This window comes from Planobispora longispora (assembly GCF_016863135.1).
Lineage (GTDB): Bacteria > Actinomycetota > Actinomycetes > Streptosporangiales > Streptosporangiaceae > Planobispora > Planobispora longispora.
Genome location: NZ_BOOH01000037.1, coordinates 21,411 through 36,731 on the forward strand (window position 1 = coordinate 21,411; position 15,321 = coordinate 36,731).

At 73.5% G+C, this 15,321-nt stretch carries 14 protein-coding genes; 7 read left to right on the plus strand and 7 right to left on the minus strand.

The features are described from left to right. Positions 1–56: 56 nt before the first annotated feature. A complete protein-coding gene (locus Plo01_RS22200) occupies positions 57–1,250 on the minus strand; it encodes a glycosyltransferase (RefSeq protein ID WP_239316834.1) in 1,194 nt (397 codons plus the stop codon). A 226-nt stretch (positions 1,251–1,476) separates the two neighbouring features. On the opposite strand from Plo01_RS22200, the gene Plo01_RS22205 reads away from it, so the two are divergent. Beyond that, positions 1,477–2,427, plus strand: coding sequence for a Gfo/Idh/MocA family protein (locus Plo01_RS22205; RefSeq protein WP_203892594.1), 951 nt, complete (start codon positions 1,477–1,479; stop codon positions 2,425–2,427). Next, positions 2,420–3,526 (plus strand): zinc-binding dehydrogenase, encoded by a 1,107-nt coding sequence (locus Plo01_RS22210; RefSeq protein ID WP_203892595.1) that lies wholly within the window; start codon positions 2,420–2,422, stop codon positions 3,524–3,526. Before Plo01_RS22205 ends, Plo01_RS22210 begins: the two co-directional genes overlap by 8 nt. Positions 3,527–3,557: 31 nt before the next feature. On the opposite strand, the gene Plo01_RS22215 is transcribed toward Plo01_RS22210, so the two are convergent. Both Plo01_RS22215 and Plo01_RS22220 read right to left on the minus strand, forming a co-directional pair. Further along, positions 3,558–4,499 (minus strand): NAD-dependent epimerase/dehydratase family protein, encoded by a 942-nt coding sequence (locus Plo01_RS22215; RefSeq protein WP_203892596.1) that lies wholly within the window; start codon positions 4,497–4,499, stop codon positions 3,558–3,560. Positions 4,500–4,592: 93 nt separating this feature from the next. Next, positions 4,593–5,183, minus strand: a complete 591-nt coding sequence (locus Plo01_RS22220) for a TetR/AcrR family transcriptional regulator (protein WP_203892597.1) — start codon at positions 5,181–5,183, stop codon at positions 4,593–4,595. Between the two features lie 92 nt (positions 5,184–5,275). On the opposite strand from Plo01_RS22220, the gene Plo01_RS22225 reads away from it, so the two are divergent. Both Plo01_RS22225 and Plo01_RS41060 read left to right on the plus strand, forming a co-directional pair. Beyond that, a complete protein-coding gene (locus tag Plo01_RS22225) occupies positions 5,276–6,097 on the plus strand; it encodes an acyl-CoA thioesterase (protein WP_203892598.1) in 822 nt (273 codons plus the stop codon). Positions 6,098–6,232: 135 nt separating this feature from the next. Next, a complete protein-coding gene (locus Plo01_RS41060; RefSeq protein WP_275415411.1) occupies positions 6,233–6,367 on the plus strand; it encodes a hypothetical protein in 135 nt (44 codons plus the stop codon). Positions 6,368–6,433: 66 nt separating this feature from the next. Here Plo01_RS41060 and Plo01_RS22230 read toward each other — a convergent pair whose 3' ends face one another. Both Plo01_RS22230 and Plo01_RS22235 read right to left on the minus strand, forming a co-directional pair. Continuing rightward, positions 6,434–7,405: an NADPH:quinone oxidoreductase family protein gene (locus tag Plo01_RS22230; protein ID WP_203892599.1), complete on the minus strand. Its 972-nt coding sequence runs from the start codon at positions 7,403–7,405 to the stop codon at positions 6,434–6,436. Positions 7,406–7,491: 86 nt separating this feature from the next. Further along, the gene (locus Plo01_RS22235; RefSeq protein ID WP_203892600.1) at positions 7,492–8,304 is read right to left on the minus strand and encodes an alpha/beta hydrolase; all 813 of its coding nucleotides are present in this window, start codon (positions 8,302–8,304) and stop codon (positions 7,492–7,494) included. A 116-nt stretch (positions 8,305–8,420) separates the two neighbouring features. Between Plo01_RS22235 and Plo01_RS22240 the strand changes: the two genes are divergently transcribed. Further along, complete coding sequence (locus tag Plo01_RS22240) at positions 8,421–9,425, plus strand: GlxA family transcriptional regulator (RefSeq protein WP_203892601.1); 1,005 nt, start codon at positions 8,421–8,423, stop codon at positions 9,423–9,425. Positions 9,426–9,532: 107 nt separating this feature from the next. Continuing rightward, positions 9,533–10,285, plus strand: coding sequence for an MBL fold metallo-hydrolase (locus Plo01_RS22245; RefSeq protein WP_203892602.1), 753 nt, complete (start codon positions 9,533–9,535; stop codon positions 10,283–10,285). 98 nt (positions 10,286–10,383) lie between these two features. Here Plo01_RS22245 and Plo01_RS22250 read toward each other — a convergent pair whose 3' ends face one another. Both Plo01_RS22250 and Plo01_RS22255 read right to left on the minus strand, forming a co-directional pair. Next, a complete protein-coding gene (locus Plo01_RS22250; protein WP_203892603.1) occupies positions 10,384–11,946 on the minus strand; it encodes a pectate lyase family protein in 1,563 nt (520 codons plus the stop codon). Positions 11,947–12,818: 872 nt separating this feature from the next. Continuing rightward, a complete protein-coding gene (locus Plo01_RS22255) occupies positions 12,819–13,490 on the minus strand; it encodes a TetR/AcrR family transcriptional regulator (RefSeq protein ID WP_203892604.1) in 672 nt (223 codons plus the stop codon). 169 nt (positions 13,491–13,659) lie between these two features. Here Plo01_RS22255 and Plo01_RS22260 point away from each other — a divergent pair, with 169 nt between their 5' ends. After that, entirely contained in the window at positions 13,660–15,216 is a 1,557-nt protein-coding gene (locus Plo01_RS22260) for an MFS transporter (protein ID WP_203892605.1), read from the plus strand. Positions 15,217–15,321 lie beyond the last annotated feature (105 nt).

The window sequence follows — 15,321 nt, forward strand, 5'->3', positions numbered from 1 at the left end:
GCGGGAGAGGACGGGAGCGGTTCGCGCGGTCGGGGCCGCCTCTCACCGTGCTCGTGTCACCGTGCTCGGGCGGCCAGATCCAGCACCCGGCGGTAGAGGTCCAGGTACCTGTCGGCCATCGCCGAGGGGGAGAAGCGGCGCGCGGCGCTGCGGCGGCACTCTTCGGGATCGATCTCCTCGGCGCGCTTGAGGTTGTCGCCCAGCTCCTCCTCGCCGTCGGCGAGCAGCCCTGTGCGCCCGTGCTCGACGAGTTCGGGCAGGCAGCCGCGCCTCAGGCCGATGACGGGCGCCCCGCAGGCCAGCGCCTCGACCACGGCCGTGCCGCCGGGCTCCTCCCACTGCACCGGGAACAGCGCCGCCCGGGCCTCGCCGAACAGCCGCTCGCGCCGCGCGCCGTCCACCGAGCCGATCCACCGGACGAGCTCGTGGTCGATGTACGGCGCCACCTGCTCCAGGTGGTAGCGCACGTCGGGATTGACGTGGGCGGGATGACCCGGATCGGCGAGCGCCTCGGCCAGCTCCCGGGGGCCGTCCAGCCCTCCGACCGGACCGGCCATGATCAGGGGGATCCCGAGCTCCCGGCAGAGCCGGGCGCCCAGATGCTGGCCCTTGAGCGGGCTGATCCGCCCCAGGATGACCATCGGGCCGGTGCGGTCGTGCCCCGTGGCGGCCGGTGACGCCGCCGTGGTCCCGGTGGCCGGTGACGCCGGGACCACGGCGGCCAGCGGGGTCGCCAGATGGGCCCAGCCGAGGCTGTGCTCGCGCAGGTTCCGCGGGGCCCGTGCGAGCTGGGAGGCGGACACGCCGTTGACCCAGACCCGGCCGCCGCCGTCGAAGCCGCCGTACAGCTCCGGGTGCTTGCGCAGGTCCCAGTGCAGGGTGTGCAGCACCGGCGGGGCGGACCGGCCCAGGGCGCCCCAGACGGCCAGGCCGACGGCCTCCATGTGGTCGTGCACCAGGTCGATGTCGCGGCGGCGGCGCAGCTCGGCGACGACCCGCTGCAGGTGGGCGTGGGCCAGCCCCATCACCTGGTTGTAGGGGCGCTGCAGGTGCGGGAACTGCCCCGTCTCGAACACGTGCATCCGGTCGTCGGCCTCGAGGGTGCTCGCGCCGACCGTGGCCAGGACCACCCGGACGCCGCGCGCCCTCAGCTCGGGCACGAGGGTGGCCACGACCGTCTCGATGCCTCCGTACCCCCGCGGCGGGACCGGCAGCCAGGGACCGGCGTTCATCAGCACCGTGATGCTCATCTGGGCCTCCGCCTGTAGGGGGTGCGCGGTCGCCGGCCGGCCTCGGGGAACGTCGGGGAGCCTCACCTGTCACGGGCGGGAAGGCGCGTCCCGCCGATCGGGCTCCTCCCGCCGCTCGGTCCCGACGATGTTGATTTCCCTGATCAAGTGGATTCAATCTGCTATCGGATGGTTTCAGATCATTTGTCGGTGGCATTGCTGGTCTGTGAAGTGCCGCATCGGTTTCGTGGGCGCGGGAAACGTCGCCGCGCGCCACGCGCGCGTACTGTCCGGCTTCCCCGACGTCCGGATCGCGGCGGTGGCCGACACCGACGTCACCCGCGCCGCGACGCTGGCCGCCGAGCACGGCGCGGCCTGCTACGACAGTCACGAGACGCTGCTGGACGGCGAGCGGCTGGACGCCGTCTACGTCTGCGTGCCGCCCTTCGCGCACGGCCCCGTCGAGCTGGCCGTCCTGGAGGCCGGTCTGCCGCTCTTCGTGGAGAAGCCGCTGGCGTTGGACGAGCAGACCGCACGGCGGGTCTCCGAGGCCGTGCGGCGCCGGCGGGTCGTCACCGCGGTCGGGCACCACTGGCGCTACCTGGACGTCGTCGAACAGGCCCGGCGGCTCCTCGGCGACCGACCGGTACGGCTCGCGCTGGGCGTGTGGCTGGACAAGGTGCCGCCGGTTCCCTGGTGGCCGCGCCGCGACGGCTCGGGCGGGCAGGTGATCGAGCAGGCGGTCCACGTGCTGGACCTGGCCCGCCTCCTCGTCGGCGAGGTCGCCGAGGTGAGCGCGCACGAGTCGGGACACCCGCCGGAGCACGGGGAGACGGCGGTCGGCGCGGCCACCGGAGCGCTGCTGCGCTTCCGTGACGGCGCGGTGGGCCTGCTCGGCGCCACCTGCCTGCTGGGCTGGAAGCACCGGGCCGGGCTGGAGGTCTACGCCGAGGGCATCGCGCTGCAGCTGTCGGAGGAGCAACTGGTCGTCGACACCGGCGAGGGCCGTACGGTCATCACCGAATCGGGGGACGCCAAGCACCGCGTCGACCGGGCGTTCGTGGACGCGGTCCTGGGCCGCGGCCAGGACGTGCGCGCCCCGTACGACGACGCCCTGCGCACGCACCGGCTGGCGTGCGCGGTCGCCCGCGCGGCCGCCGGCGGCGCACCGGTGACGCTGCCGGATCACGATGGGTGAGCGGCCCGCGCGGGTGCTGCAGGTCACCGGCGTCGGGGAGGTCGTCATCGCCGAGGAGCCGCAACCGCCGGTGGCCGACGGCGGCTTCCACGTCGAGACGCTCTACAGCGGGCTGTCGGCCGGCACGGAACTGTCCTACGTCAAGGGCACCAACCCCTACCTGAGCGCGGGCTGGGACCCGGTGCTCGGGCTGTTCCGCGCCGACCGGCCCGCCACCGGCTACCCGGTCAGGCGCCTGGGCTACATGGAGGTGGCCCGGGTCACCGAGAGCCGCACCCCGGAGCTGTCGCCCGGCCAGGTGGTGGCCATGGCGTACGGCCACCGCACCGGCTACACCGCCGACGGCGTCGAGGACCGGTTCGTCCCGCTGCCCCCGGAGCTGGACCCGCTGCTGGGCGTCTACGCCGCCCACATGGGCCCCATCTGCGCCAACGGCCTGCTGCACGCCGCCGCCGATCTCCACGGCGCCGACGTGCGCGCCCTCGGCGACGGCGTGCGCGGCAGGCGTGTCGCGGTGACCGGAGCCGGGGTCGTCGGGCTGCTGACCGCCCTGTTCGCCCGGCACCACGGAGCCGAGGCGGTGACCGTGGTCGACCGGACCCGCGCCCGGCTGGAGTGCGCCGGGCGGCTCGGCCTCGACACGATCGCGACGGACGCGCGGGACCCGGCGCTCACGCTGAAGAGCCGCTGGCGGCATTCCGCCGGGGACCGGGGCGCCGACGTGGTCTTCCAGTGCCGCGGCCGGGCGGAGGCCCTGCACCTCGCGCTGCGGCTGCTGCGCCCCCAGGGCACGGTCGTCGACCTGGCCTTCTACCAGGAAGGCGCGGCGTCCCTGAGGCTGGGCGAGGAGTTCCACCACAACGGGCTCTCGATCAGGTGCGCGCAGATCGGCCGCGTGCCGCGCGGCCTGGCCCACCTGTGGAGCCGGGAGCGGCTGTCGGCCGAGACGCTCGACCTCCTGCGCGCCCGCGGCGACGCCGTCCGCCGCCACCTGATCACCGATCTGGTGCCCTTCGACGACGCGCCCCGCTTCCTCGCCGCCCTCGCCGACCGGCGCCGCCACGCCATCCAGGCCGTGTTCGACATGACCCGCGGATGATCACCCGCCTCCCGCGGCCGGAAGGACGCGCTCAGGAGGTGGCCTGCAGGCCGCGCTGCACGCCGGTCTCCCCGGCTGCCAGGGCCTCGCGCGCGTGGGGGAGGAGACGGCCGTCCTCGTCCAGCAGGTCGCGCCAGCTCCGGGCGGGTTTCCAGCCGAACAGGCGGGCGGCCTTGGCGCAGGAGATCCCCGAGGCGTCCTCGCGCTCCACCGGCCGCAACTCCACCTCCTCGCCGAAGTGGTGGCGGACCATCTCGTGCAGCGGGCGACCGGCCGCGTTGTCGGCGGCCGCGCAGTAGACCACCTCGTGGCCCGGCACGTCCGCCGTCGCCGCGGCCGCGATGAGGCCGGCGAGGTCGTACACCACGAGATACGACCAGAACGACGCGCTCTTGTCGGTGCCGCGGGCGCGCACGATCGGGCCCACGTTGCGTTCGATGTTGCCCTCCCACTGGACCCAGGTCGGCCGGATGGACACCCCCGCCAGGTCGCCGCGCCGCACCGCGGCGTCCATCAGCTCCTCGCCGAAGTGCTTGGACAGCGCGTAGGCGTCCTGCGGGAGGACCCGGTGCCCCTCGTCGATCGGCGCGTAGTCGGCGTGGAAGTAACGCCGGGGATAGGAGAAGCCGGGCACCGTCTCGCTCGAGATGTTCACGAAGCGCCGGACACCGGAGCGCTCCGCCGCCTCGATCATGTGGTAGGTGGCCATCACGTTGGTCTGGAAGATCACATGTGGCGGGTTGTGCTTGGGGCTGGGGACCGCCGCGGTGTGCACGACCGCCTCGTGTCCCGGAACCACCGCGGCCGCGTGCCCGGCGTCGGTCAGGTCGGCCTGGACGTATCTCACCTGGCGGGCGCGTTCCTGCACCGCCGGGGCGATGTCGGCGGCCGTCACCTCATGCCCGTCCCGCAGCAGCCGGTCCACGGTCGCGGCGCCGACCTTGCCGCGAGCTCCCGTGACGAGGATACGCACGGCGCTTTACCTACCCATTGCTCCTCAAGTGACACACATCACGCATACCGGGTCATAGCCTGAGGACGCCTCCGGAGACCGGCCTTCGCGTGGCTAGCCCCGAGGCGCGACGTCGATCACCGACCGGCACAGCGCGCTCAGCTCGTCGACCACCACGTCCAGCGGCGCCGAACTGCGCTGGGCCTGGGCGAACACGAGCGCGCCCTCGAGCGCGCTGACCACGAGCACCGCGGTGGACCGCGCCCGCCCCGGGTCGGCCCCGTCCGCGACGAGCTTGTCGGAGATCAGGTCGCACCAGGTCCCGAACGTCGCACCGGCGATGTCCCGGGCGGCCCGTTCGGTGCCCAGCGCCGCGGCGACGATCGGGCAGCCGACGGCGTAGTCGCCGGCCTCCAGGCCGCGGCGCCACAGGCCGGCCAGCGCCCGCAGCGCGCCCGGGGCGTCCGGAGCGTCGAGTGTCCGGGCCACCCCGGCGCTCAGCTGCTCGGCGGCGCTGCGGGTGGCCTCCTCGACGAGCTGGGACTTGCCGCCAGGGAAGTGGTGGTAGATCGATCCGCGCGGCGCGCCGCTGTCGGCCAGCACGTCCGCGAACGAGACCGCCGCGACGCCGCGCTGGCGGATCAGTCTGATCGCACTGCGGATCATCGCCGCCCGGGGGCCGGCCGGATCCTGCTGTCTCGCCATACCCTCTGCTCCCGTCACCACCGGTTCTATGTATGTTGTCATACATAGAACCGGCCCGCGCCGGAACCCCCGTCCTGCTCCGAGGAGACAGCGTGATCGATATCGACGCTCCGCCGCACCCGTTCGACGCGGCCATCGCCCTGGCCCCCGCAACCGACGGCCGCATCAGGAGCCGGACCCGGCCGGAGTACGCGAACATGGTCGGGCCCTTCGGCGGCATCACCGCCGCCACCCTCGTGCAGGCCGTCCAGCAGCACCCCGACCGGCTCGGCGACCCGCTCTCGATCACCGTCAACTACGCGGCCCCCGTCGCCGACGGCGACTTCGACATCAGCGCGCGGGCCGTGCGCACCAACCGCACCAACCAGCACTGGACGCTCGAGCTGACGCAGGACGACGTCGTCACGACCACCGCCACCGCGGTGTTCGGCGTCCACCGCGACACGTGGTCGGACACCGAGATCGAGATGCCGCCGGCGCCGTCGCCGGACGCCGTGCCCGTGCAGGGCTTCCCGGACTTCATCGCCTGGGCCCGCAACTACGAGATGCGGTTCGTCGAGGGCGCGGTGCCGGACCAGGACGCCGGAGATCACCCGGACTCGACCTCGACGCTGTGGGTGCGCGACAACCCGGCCCGCCCCCTCGACTTCCCGGCGCTGGCGTCGTTGTGCGACGTGTTCTACCCGCGGGTGTTCCTGCGGCGCGGCCGGTACATGGCGGCCGGCACCGTCTCCCTCACCGCGTACTTCCACGCCGACGCCGAAGAACTCGTGGCCCAGGGCACGGACTACATCCTGGGCACCGCGCGCACCCGCCGCTTCTCGCGCGGCTATTTCGACCAGACCGCCCACCTGTGGGGCCGCGGCGGCACCCTGCTGGCCTCCAGCCACCAGCTGGTCTACTTCAAGGACTGAACCCGCCCGGGGCCGAAGGGCCGAACCCGCCCGGGGCCGAAGGGCCGAACCCGCCCGGGGGTCGAAGGATCGAACCCGCCCGGGGGCCGCCGGTCGCGCGCCTACGGCTTCCCCGGTTCCGAGAGCGATCTGCTCGTGCGAGGGCTGACCGGCGCGGGTTTCCTCCACCCGTACAAGGCGCGGATCCTGCTGACCGTCCTGCTGGCCGCCGGAGCGTCCTGGGAGGAGATCACCGAGACGTTCGCCAGGGCGGGAGCCGGGCAGGTGTAGCCCGGAACCCCGCGGACGCCGGAAATCCAGCCACGCGGGACGGCGGCCGGCCCGCGCGCCCGGGGCTCAGGGGATGAGGGCGACCTTGCCGACGACCCTGCGGTGGAGGAGGTCGTCCATGACGTCGGCGGCGGCGTCGAGCGGCGCGGTGCGCGGCGCGACGGGGTCCAGGCGGCCGGATGTGACGAGTTCGAGCAGTTCCTCCAGGAGGGCGCGCTGCCTCAGGGGGCCGGTGAGCGACCAGGCACCCCAGTCGACGCCGACCAGCGACCGGTTGCGCAGCAGGACCTGATTGAGCGGCAGGGCCGGGATCGTGCCGGAGGCGAAGCCGATGACCAGGTAGCGGCCGTGGTCGCCGAGCGCGCGCAGCGCCTGCTCGGCGATCTCCCCGCCGACGGGATCGTAGACGAGGTCGACTCCGCCGTCCGACCAGTGGCGGGCGAGCGCCTTCAGGTCGGCCGGCGTGAGCTCGGAGGTGTCGGCGAGCTCGTGCGCGCCGGCGGCGCGGGCGGCGGCCAGCTTCTCCGGTGAGGAGGCCGCGGCGAGCACGCGGGCGCCCAGCGCCGCCGCGACCTGGACGGCGGCCAGGCCCACGCCGCCGCCGGCACCGAGGACCAGGACGGTCTCGCCGGCGGTGAGGGCGCCGCGGTTCCGGAGGGCGAACATGGCGGTGCTGTAGCTCTGGACGAAGGTCGCCGCCCGCGCCGCGTCGAGCCGGTCCGGAATCGGCACCGCCGCCGTCGCGGGCACCGCCACCTGGGAGGCGAAGCCGCCGAGACCGCACATGGCGACCACCCGGGTGCCCACGGCCGGCTCGGTGACTCCCGGGCCCGCCGCGGCGACCGTGCCGGCCACCTCGCCGCCGGGGACGAACGGCAGCGGCGGCTTGATCTGGTAGCGGCCCTGGACGAACAATCCGTCCACGTAGTTGACTCCGGCCGCCTCCACGGCGATCAGGACCTGACCCGGGCCGGGCTCCACCGGCTTGGTCTCGGTCACCGCTACGGAGCCCAGTTCCTCGCATATCACCGCGCGCATGCGCCCTACTATGGCCGAAACCGAATCTTGTTCGCCAGTGTGAGCGGGCGGGCGCGCGGCCTTCCGAGGGGGTTTCCCGGCCGCCGTCAGGGCGCCCGTCCGGCCAGGTCCACGACCGCGTCCACCAGTTCGGGGCCGTCCAGGAAGACGCGGTCGTTGTGGCCCGCGCCCGCGATCTCGACGCTGCGGACCAGCCCCGGCGCCGCCTCGGCCACCGCCCGGCTCAGGCGGGCGGGCACGATCGTGTCGCGCGAACCGAAGACGACCGTCGTGGGCGCGCGCACGCCCGCCACGTGCTCGGTCACCGGGAAGCGGTCCCACAGCAGGGGGCGCACCGGCAGGAAGGGGTAGTTCACCTGGCCGGCGTCGGCCAGATCGGTGAAGGGGGAGCGCAGCAGCAGCGCCGTGGGCGGATGCTCGGCGGCCAGTTCCGTGACCACGGCCGCGCCCAGGCTCTCCCCGAAGTAGATCACGGCGTCGCCGGAGCGGGCCAGATGTTCCCGCGCCGCCCGGACGTCCAGGGCCAGCCCGGCCTCGCTGGGCCGGCCGGGGTTGCCGCCGTAGCCCCGGTAGTCCAGGAGCAGCACCGACAGCCCGCGGGCGGCCAGCGCGCGGGCGAGCGGCGCCCGGTGCGCCCGGTTGCCCGCGTTGCCGCCCGCGACGAGCACCGACACGCCCCGCGCGGACCCGGCGGCGGGCACGTACCAGGCTCCCAGGCGCAGGCCGTCGGCGGTGGTGAGGGTGACGTCGCGCGCCCCGGGCAGGACGGCGGCGGCCGGCGGGACGGGGGAGCGGTCGGGCAGGTAGATCAGACTGCGCTGGAACAGCCAGGCCAGGCCGACCACCAGGAGTGCGAGCACGAGCAGGGTCAGCACGCCCCGCGTGATCCAGACGAGCATCGTCGACCTCCCACCGCCCACGGTACGGGCTCTCCTGCGCGACTCCGGTGATCATGGCAGGATGTTGCAATAACCTGTCATTGCCGACAACCGGCGTTCCCCCGATAGTTGAGGGCATGAGCGCCCACCCCGCCCTTCCCCACGTCGTCGTGATCGCGATGTTCCCGGGGGTCGACACGCTGGACGTGACCGGCCCCGCCGAGGTCTTCGCGATGGCCGGCCAGTTCCTGGGCGGGCGGCGCGCCGGTTACGAGGTGCGCCTGGCCGGTGAACGGCGCGGCCTGATTCCGACCTTCTCGGGGGTACGGCTCTGCGTGGAAGAGGTGTTCGCCGAGCAGCGTCAGGCGATCGACACGCTGCTGGTGCCGGGCCGGATGCTGATCGGCCCGGACGGCCCGGTCCCGCAGATCGACGAGGGCGTGGTGGCGTGGCTGCGCGAGGCGGGGACCGGAGCCGGCCGGGTGGCGTCGGTGTGCGCGGGCGCGCACATCACCGCCGCGGCCGGGCTGCTGGACGGGCACCGCGCCACCACGCACTGGGCGACCGTCGAGCGGCTCGCCGCCGACCACCCCGAGATCGAGGTCGAGTCCGATCCCATCTTCGTCCGCTCGGGCCGGATGTGGACCAGCGCCGGCATCACCTCCTCGATGGACCTCGCCCTGGCCCTGGTCGCGGAGGACCACGGCGACCGGCTCGCCCTCGACGTCGCCCGCGCCATGGTCATGTACCTGCAGCGGCCGGGCGGGCAGAGCCAGTTCAGCGTGCCTCTGGCGCAGCGGCCCGGCGGCCGTGACGACATCCGCGCCCTGCGGTTGTGGATCGGCGAGCATCTGGACGCCGACCTGTCGGTGCCCGCGCTGGCGGCGCGGACGGCGATGAGCGAGCGGAACTTCGCCCGGGTCTTCCACGCCGAGACCGGCAGCACGCCGGGCGCGTTCGTCGAGAGCATGCGCCTGGAGGCCGCGCGCCGGCTGCTGGAGCGCACCGGCCGCCTGCCGTCCGACATCGCCAGGGCGTGCGGGTTCCGTTCGGTGGAGACCCTGCACCGGGTCTTCCGCGACCGCCTGGGCACCACGCCGGGCGAGTACCGGCGCAGGTTCCGCACCACCGCTTCCGGCTGATCCACGGGCGCGTCGCCCCGGCCGTACCCCTTCCGACAACCGGGCCGCTCCCGCGGCGCCGGTCGATGCCGCGCGTCCCGGCAGGGCGCACCACCGAAAGAGAGCACATGAAGATCACCGCCACGCACATCGGCACCGCGACCGTCCTGCTGGAGATCGGCGGGCTGCGCCTGCTCACCGACCCCGTCTTCGACCCCGCTCCGGCCGAGTTCGACTACGGCCCCGTCGTGCTGCGCAGCACCGCCGGTCCGGCGATCGAGGCGGGCGACCTGCCGCCGATCGACGCCGTCCTGCTGAGCCACGACGAGCACTACGACAACCTGGACACCATCGGACGCACGCTGCTCGACGGGCGTCCGGTGATGACCACCGTCAGCGGCGCCGGACGCCTCGGCGGCGAGGCCGTGGGCCTGGAGCCGTGGGCCACCCGCGAGCTGACCGTCGGCGGCACGACGTTGCGGGTCACCGGCACCCCCGGCCTGCACGGTCCCTTCGGGGACGTCACCGGCTTCGTCGTCGAGGAGCCCGGGGAGGAGGAGGCCCTCTACATCTCCGGCGACACCGTCTACTTCGACGAACTCGACGAGATCGGCCGCCGGTTCACCATCGGCACCGCCCTGCTGCACCTGGGGGCCCCGCGCATCCAGAACTTCGGCGGCGGCGAGCTGATCTGCATGGACGGCGCGCAGGGCGCGGCGCTCACCCGCTCGCTGGGAGCCCGCCGGGTCTGCCCGATCCACTACACCTCGTGGGAGCACTTCACCGAGGACCGTGACCAGGTCACCGCGTGTTTCACCGCCGCGGGACTCGCCGAGCGCCTCCACTGGCTCACCCCCGGCGTTCCCGAGATCCTCGGCTGAACCGGACGGCGGCGGACGGCGGCCACGGCGCCGATGCCGGCTGCGTGGCCGCCGTCCGTCCGGGATGCCGGTCCCGGACGGACGGCGGAAGCGCGCCGCTACCCGGCGTAGGTCTCGTACTCGGCGACCTTCGGCGTGCCGGTCGAGCCGGTGATCTCGAAGGTGAGCTTGCGCAGCGAGGTCTTGGCGAAGGTGATGACGCCCGCTCCGCTGCCGGAGGCCAGGACCGCGCCGGTGTCGCCGTTGACGACCCTCCAGGTCTTGATGCCGCCCGCGGAGCCCGATGCCTCACGGATGTTGATCTTGGAAACCGCGGTGGCGGAGCCCCACTTGATCGAGATGGAGCCGGTCGAGCCGGCCGGCGACCAGTACGTGCTCATGTTGCCGTCCCGCACGTTGCCGTAGCTCGTCCCGTCGGCCTTGCTGGAGCCGTCGGAGCCGGCCCCGATGCTGAGGTTGGCCCCGGTGGGCTGGGTCGTCGGGGTCACGGTGGGGGTCACGGTCGGCGTGGGCGTCGGGGTGGGCGTCACGGTCGGGGTGGGGGTCGGCGTCTGCGCCGAGCAGCTGCCGTTGGAGACCTTCAGCCCCTTGCCGGCCCCCGCCGTCTGGCCCACGATGCCCGGCACGCAGCCGGCCGTGTCGAGGCTGTAGGAGTACGGGATGCTGACGGTGGTGTTGGACTGCGGGTTGGGGCCGGCGGGCTTGTTGTCGGTCCCGGGGGCCGACCAGGTCACGTTGTCGAAGACGTTGCCGCTGACTTGCCAGTAACCGGCCGCGTCGGTGTAGAACGTGCCCAGGACGTCCTTGGAGTTCTTGAAGTAGTTGTTGTCCACCTTGGCGCGGGCCCCGGCCCGGGAGTTGATGCCCGACTCGTTGAGGCTCACGTAGTAGTTGTTGTAGATGTGGGCGATGCCGCCGCGCAGCAGGGGCGTACGGGAGTCGATGTTCTCGTACAGGTTGTGGTGGTAGGTGATGAAGCCGTTCGACAGGTCGCTCTCACTGGACCCCACCAGGCCGCCGCGGCCGGAGTTGCGCAGGATGCTGTAGGACAGGGTCACGTACTGGGTGTTGCCCTTCATGTCGAAGAGGCCGTCGAAGCCCTCCGACTCCCCGCCCGACGCCTCCAGGGTGGCGTGGTCGACCCAGACGTTGCGGACCGTGCCCTCCATGCCGATGGCGTCACCGCCGTTGGAGATGGGCGAGCCCGACTTCTTGACGTTCCGTACGGTCACGTTCTGGACGATGATGTTGCTGGAGTCGCGGATGTGGATGCCCACCTGGTCGAAGACGGCTCCGCTGCCGACTCCGACGATCGTGACGTTGCTGATCTGCTTGAGCTCGATCAGGCCGGCGGCGGTGCTGCAGCTGTCACCCGAGACCTTGGCGGTGTTGCCGTGGTTGATGGTGCCCTCGACCTCGATGGTGATCGGGGTGCTGCTGCTGGCCCGGTTGCACAGGGCCGCGTGGATCGCGGTCCCCGTGGTGGCCCGCACCGTCTGCCCGCCCGCACCGCCGGTGGTCCCGCCGTTCTGGGTCGCGTAGCCGGTGGCGCCGCCGGCCGCCGCCGACGCCGCAGGCGTCGACAGGACCGCGCCGGCCGCGGCCGCGACGGCCGTCGTGGCCAGCGCCGCAGAAAGCCGCAGTGTGACTGGTCGTCTCATTCTCGACTTGCCTTTCGTCTTCGAATGCTGGGGGGTACTGCTCCATGCCGTGATCATTTCGGCGGATCGCCGAGGTCGCCCGCCCGTCGCCGGGCAGGCTGCCGCCCGGCCCGGACGAGGGAGTCCTCCTCGGTGGGGATCGGGCCGGCGGTCCGGCCGCGACCTGGCCCTTCCGGGTCGTCAGCGAAGATCGTCAGTGCGGGTCGCGGGGCCGCGGGGAAAGCCGCGACGGCGCCATACGTCGTCGTGATGGCGCGCACCCCGCGTTCGGTGGTGCGTCGACATCCCGGGTGAAGTCCTCGCGCGGGATCGATGAGGGCTCATGCGCAAAATCGCTGTAGATGCCGCGGCGGTCGCCTCCATCGGAATGATCCGGTACGCTAGGAAAGCGCTTTCCATCCGGGAGAATAAAGTGACCCCTGTCGGGTTGGCAAGACCGCGGACACCGGAAATTCATCCGGCCGCGCCTCGTCGTGCGTGGTCGGCGGCGCGCCGCCGTACCCGTCGGTGACGCTGGAGGGCATCGCCACCGGCATCCTCTCGTTGACCACGCCGGGCGCCCATCTCGGCGGCGGCGCCGACGCGGCGTACGTGGCCCGGGAGTGCAACGAGTTCGCCGCCGGACTGGTGGAGGAGCATCCCCGCCGGTTCGGGCTCTTCGCCACGCTCAACCCTGCCGGACGTCGCGGCCGCGGTCACCGAGGCCGCCCACGCGCTGGACCACCCGGCCGCCGACGGTGTGATGCTGCTGGCCAACAGCTACGGCGCCGCCGACCCGGTGACGGAGCTCCGGCGGGTGCTGGAGAGCGTCCTCGGCCACACGGTCGGGGAGGGAGCCGGCTGAGAGCCGCCGCCCGGTGTCATGAGGGTGCTCAGTGTTGCGAGGGCGCGAGCCGTGCGGCGATGCCGTCCAGCACGAGATCGAGCTTGCGGGCGAACCACACCGAGGCGGGCTCGGCCAGGGCGGTCCGGATGAGCGGCGCCACCGCCTCGCCGACCGCCGTCGCCCAGGCGTCCGCGGTGCTCGTGCGGACGTCGGCGTCTCCCACGGGGACGTCCAGTTGCTTGCCGCGGCTGAAGACGTCGACGGTGAGGTCGAAGACGGTGTCCGCCGCCAGGAACGCGTTCTCGGGGGTGAACCCGTAGGCGATCAGCTGCTGGATGGAGTCGCCGAACCGGCGCATGAGCTCCTCGGGGAAGCGCGTCAGCTTGAGGAACTCCTTGATGAGACCGGGATGGGACTCCAGCAGCCGCCAGACGGCGTCGGCCTGCGCGGCGAGGTCCGTACGCCACCGCCCGGCCGGCTCCGGCCAGGGGGTGAGCTGCAGCATCCGGTTCATGGCCAGGACGACCAGGTCCTCGCGGTCGGCGACGTGGCGGTAGAGCGCCGAGTGGGCGACCTGCAACTGCTCGGCGACCGTGGCGAGGGTGAGGTTGTCGAACCCCACGGCGAGGGCGGCGTCGGCGATCGCGGGCCGGGTGATGCGCGCGGGACGCCCCCGGGGGCGTCCCAGCACCCGCCACTGACGCGGCTGTCGGCTCATGTCCCCCTGCTCGCCCGCCATCCGGTCGGTGTCACCCCCATGCGAGCCGCCGGACCGCGGCCCGTTCCCTCTCCTCCAGGAGGGAGCGTACCGGCCGCCGCATTTTGTTACAGACAGTCTTGAATTGATAAGGGTTACCTAACTATCGTCGATGGCGGAGGAGGTTCACATGACCCGGAACCGGCCCGCCTGGGCCCTCACGCTGGTTACCGCCGCCTGCGTACTGCTCACGCTCGACATCACGATCGTCAACGTGGCGCTGCCCGCCGTCCGCGACGACCTCGGCTCTGGTCTGTCCGGCCTGCAGTGGGTCATCAACGCCTACACGCTGGTCTTCGCCTCGGTGCTGCTGACGGCCGGTTCGCTGGCCGACTCGGCCGGCAGACGGCGGGTGTTCACCGGCGGGCTGGCGGTGTTCACCCTGGCGTCGCTCGCGTGCGGGCTCGCGCCGTCGACGGTGGCGCTGAACGTCTCCCGCGCCGTCCAGGGGCTCGGCGGGGCGTTCGCGTTCGCGCCCGCGATGGCCCTGATCGCGGGCTCGTACGGCGGGGCCGCGCGCACGAAGGCCATCGCGATCTTCGGCGCCGCGACCATGGGGGCGGGGGCGCTGGGCCCGCTGGCCGGGGGAGTGCTGGTGGAGACCCTGGGCTGGCGGAGCATGTTCCTGCTCAACGTCCCCCTCGGCGCGGCCCTCCTCTGGCTCGCCCTGCGCAGACTCGACGCCGACCCGCCCACGGGCCGGGTGCGCCTCGACCTCGTCGGTGTCGTCACGCTGACGACCGGCGTCGGCGCCGTCACCCTCGCCCTGCTCCGGGGAGCCGATCAGGGCTGGTCCAGCACGGCCACGCTGGCGCAGGCGGGCGTGGGAGTGCTCGCCCTGGCCGTGTTCGCGGTGAGCCAGATCAGGGGCGCGCACCCGCTGCTGGACCTGTCGCTGTTCCGCATCCGCTCCTTCACCGGCGCCGCCGTCTCCGCGCTCCTGGTCCGGGTGGTCGGCTTCGGCCTGATGGCCTACCTGGTGCTGTTCCTGGCGGCCGGTTACTCCTACGACGCCTTCGACGTGGGCCTGCGGCTGCTCGCGCTGAGCGCGCCGCTCATGGCGGGCGGGCTGGTCGCCGTACGGCTGGGCGCGCGCGTGCCGCCCGGGGGCCTGATCGCGGCGGGCTTCGTCGTCTCGGCGGCGGGGCTGGCCGCGCTGACGGCGGCCGACGCGGGAGGGTCGTGGGCCCGCCTGCTGCCGGGCCTGGTGCTGCTCGGCTCCGGCCTCGGCCTGGTGTCGACGCCGGGGATGACGGTGGTCATGAGCGTGGTGCCGCCCTCTCGCACCGGCACGGCCTCGGGAGTGATCCAGTCCTTCCTGCCCCTCGGCACCACGTTGGGCACCGCCGTCTTCGGCGTGATGTTCTCCGCGCACCTCCACGAGGCGGCCGGGGCCGCGCCCGCTCTCGCCGGGCTGGACGCCGGGGCGCGGGAACGCGTCGCCGACGCCCTGGAGGCCGGGCGGATCGACGCGGTGGCGGCGGCCGTGCCGGAGTCCCTGCGCGAGGCGGCCACCGCGTTCGGCCGTGACGCCCTCGCCGGCGCGCTGGGCCTGCTCGGCGTCGCCGGCGCGGTCGTGGCCCTGGCCGGGGCGGTGCTCGGCGCGCTGCTCATCCGCCGCGGCGATCTGCTGCACACCGGGGCCGCGGGAGAGGCCGCCGAGAAGTCTCCGGCCGACGCGCCGTGACCGGCTCCGGCGGGTCGCCCGGCGCACGGGACGGGGTGTGCGGGCGGCCCGCCCGTACGCCCCGGGCCACGATGCCGGCGATCCGGCCGGGAACGGCGGCGCCCG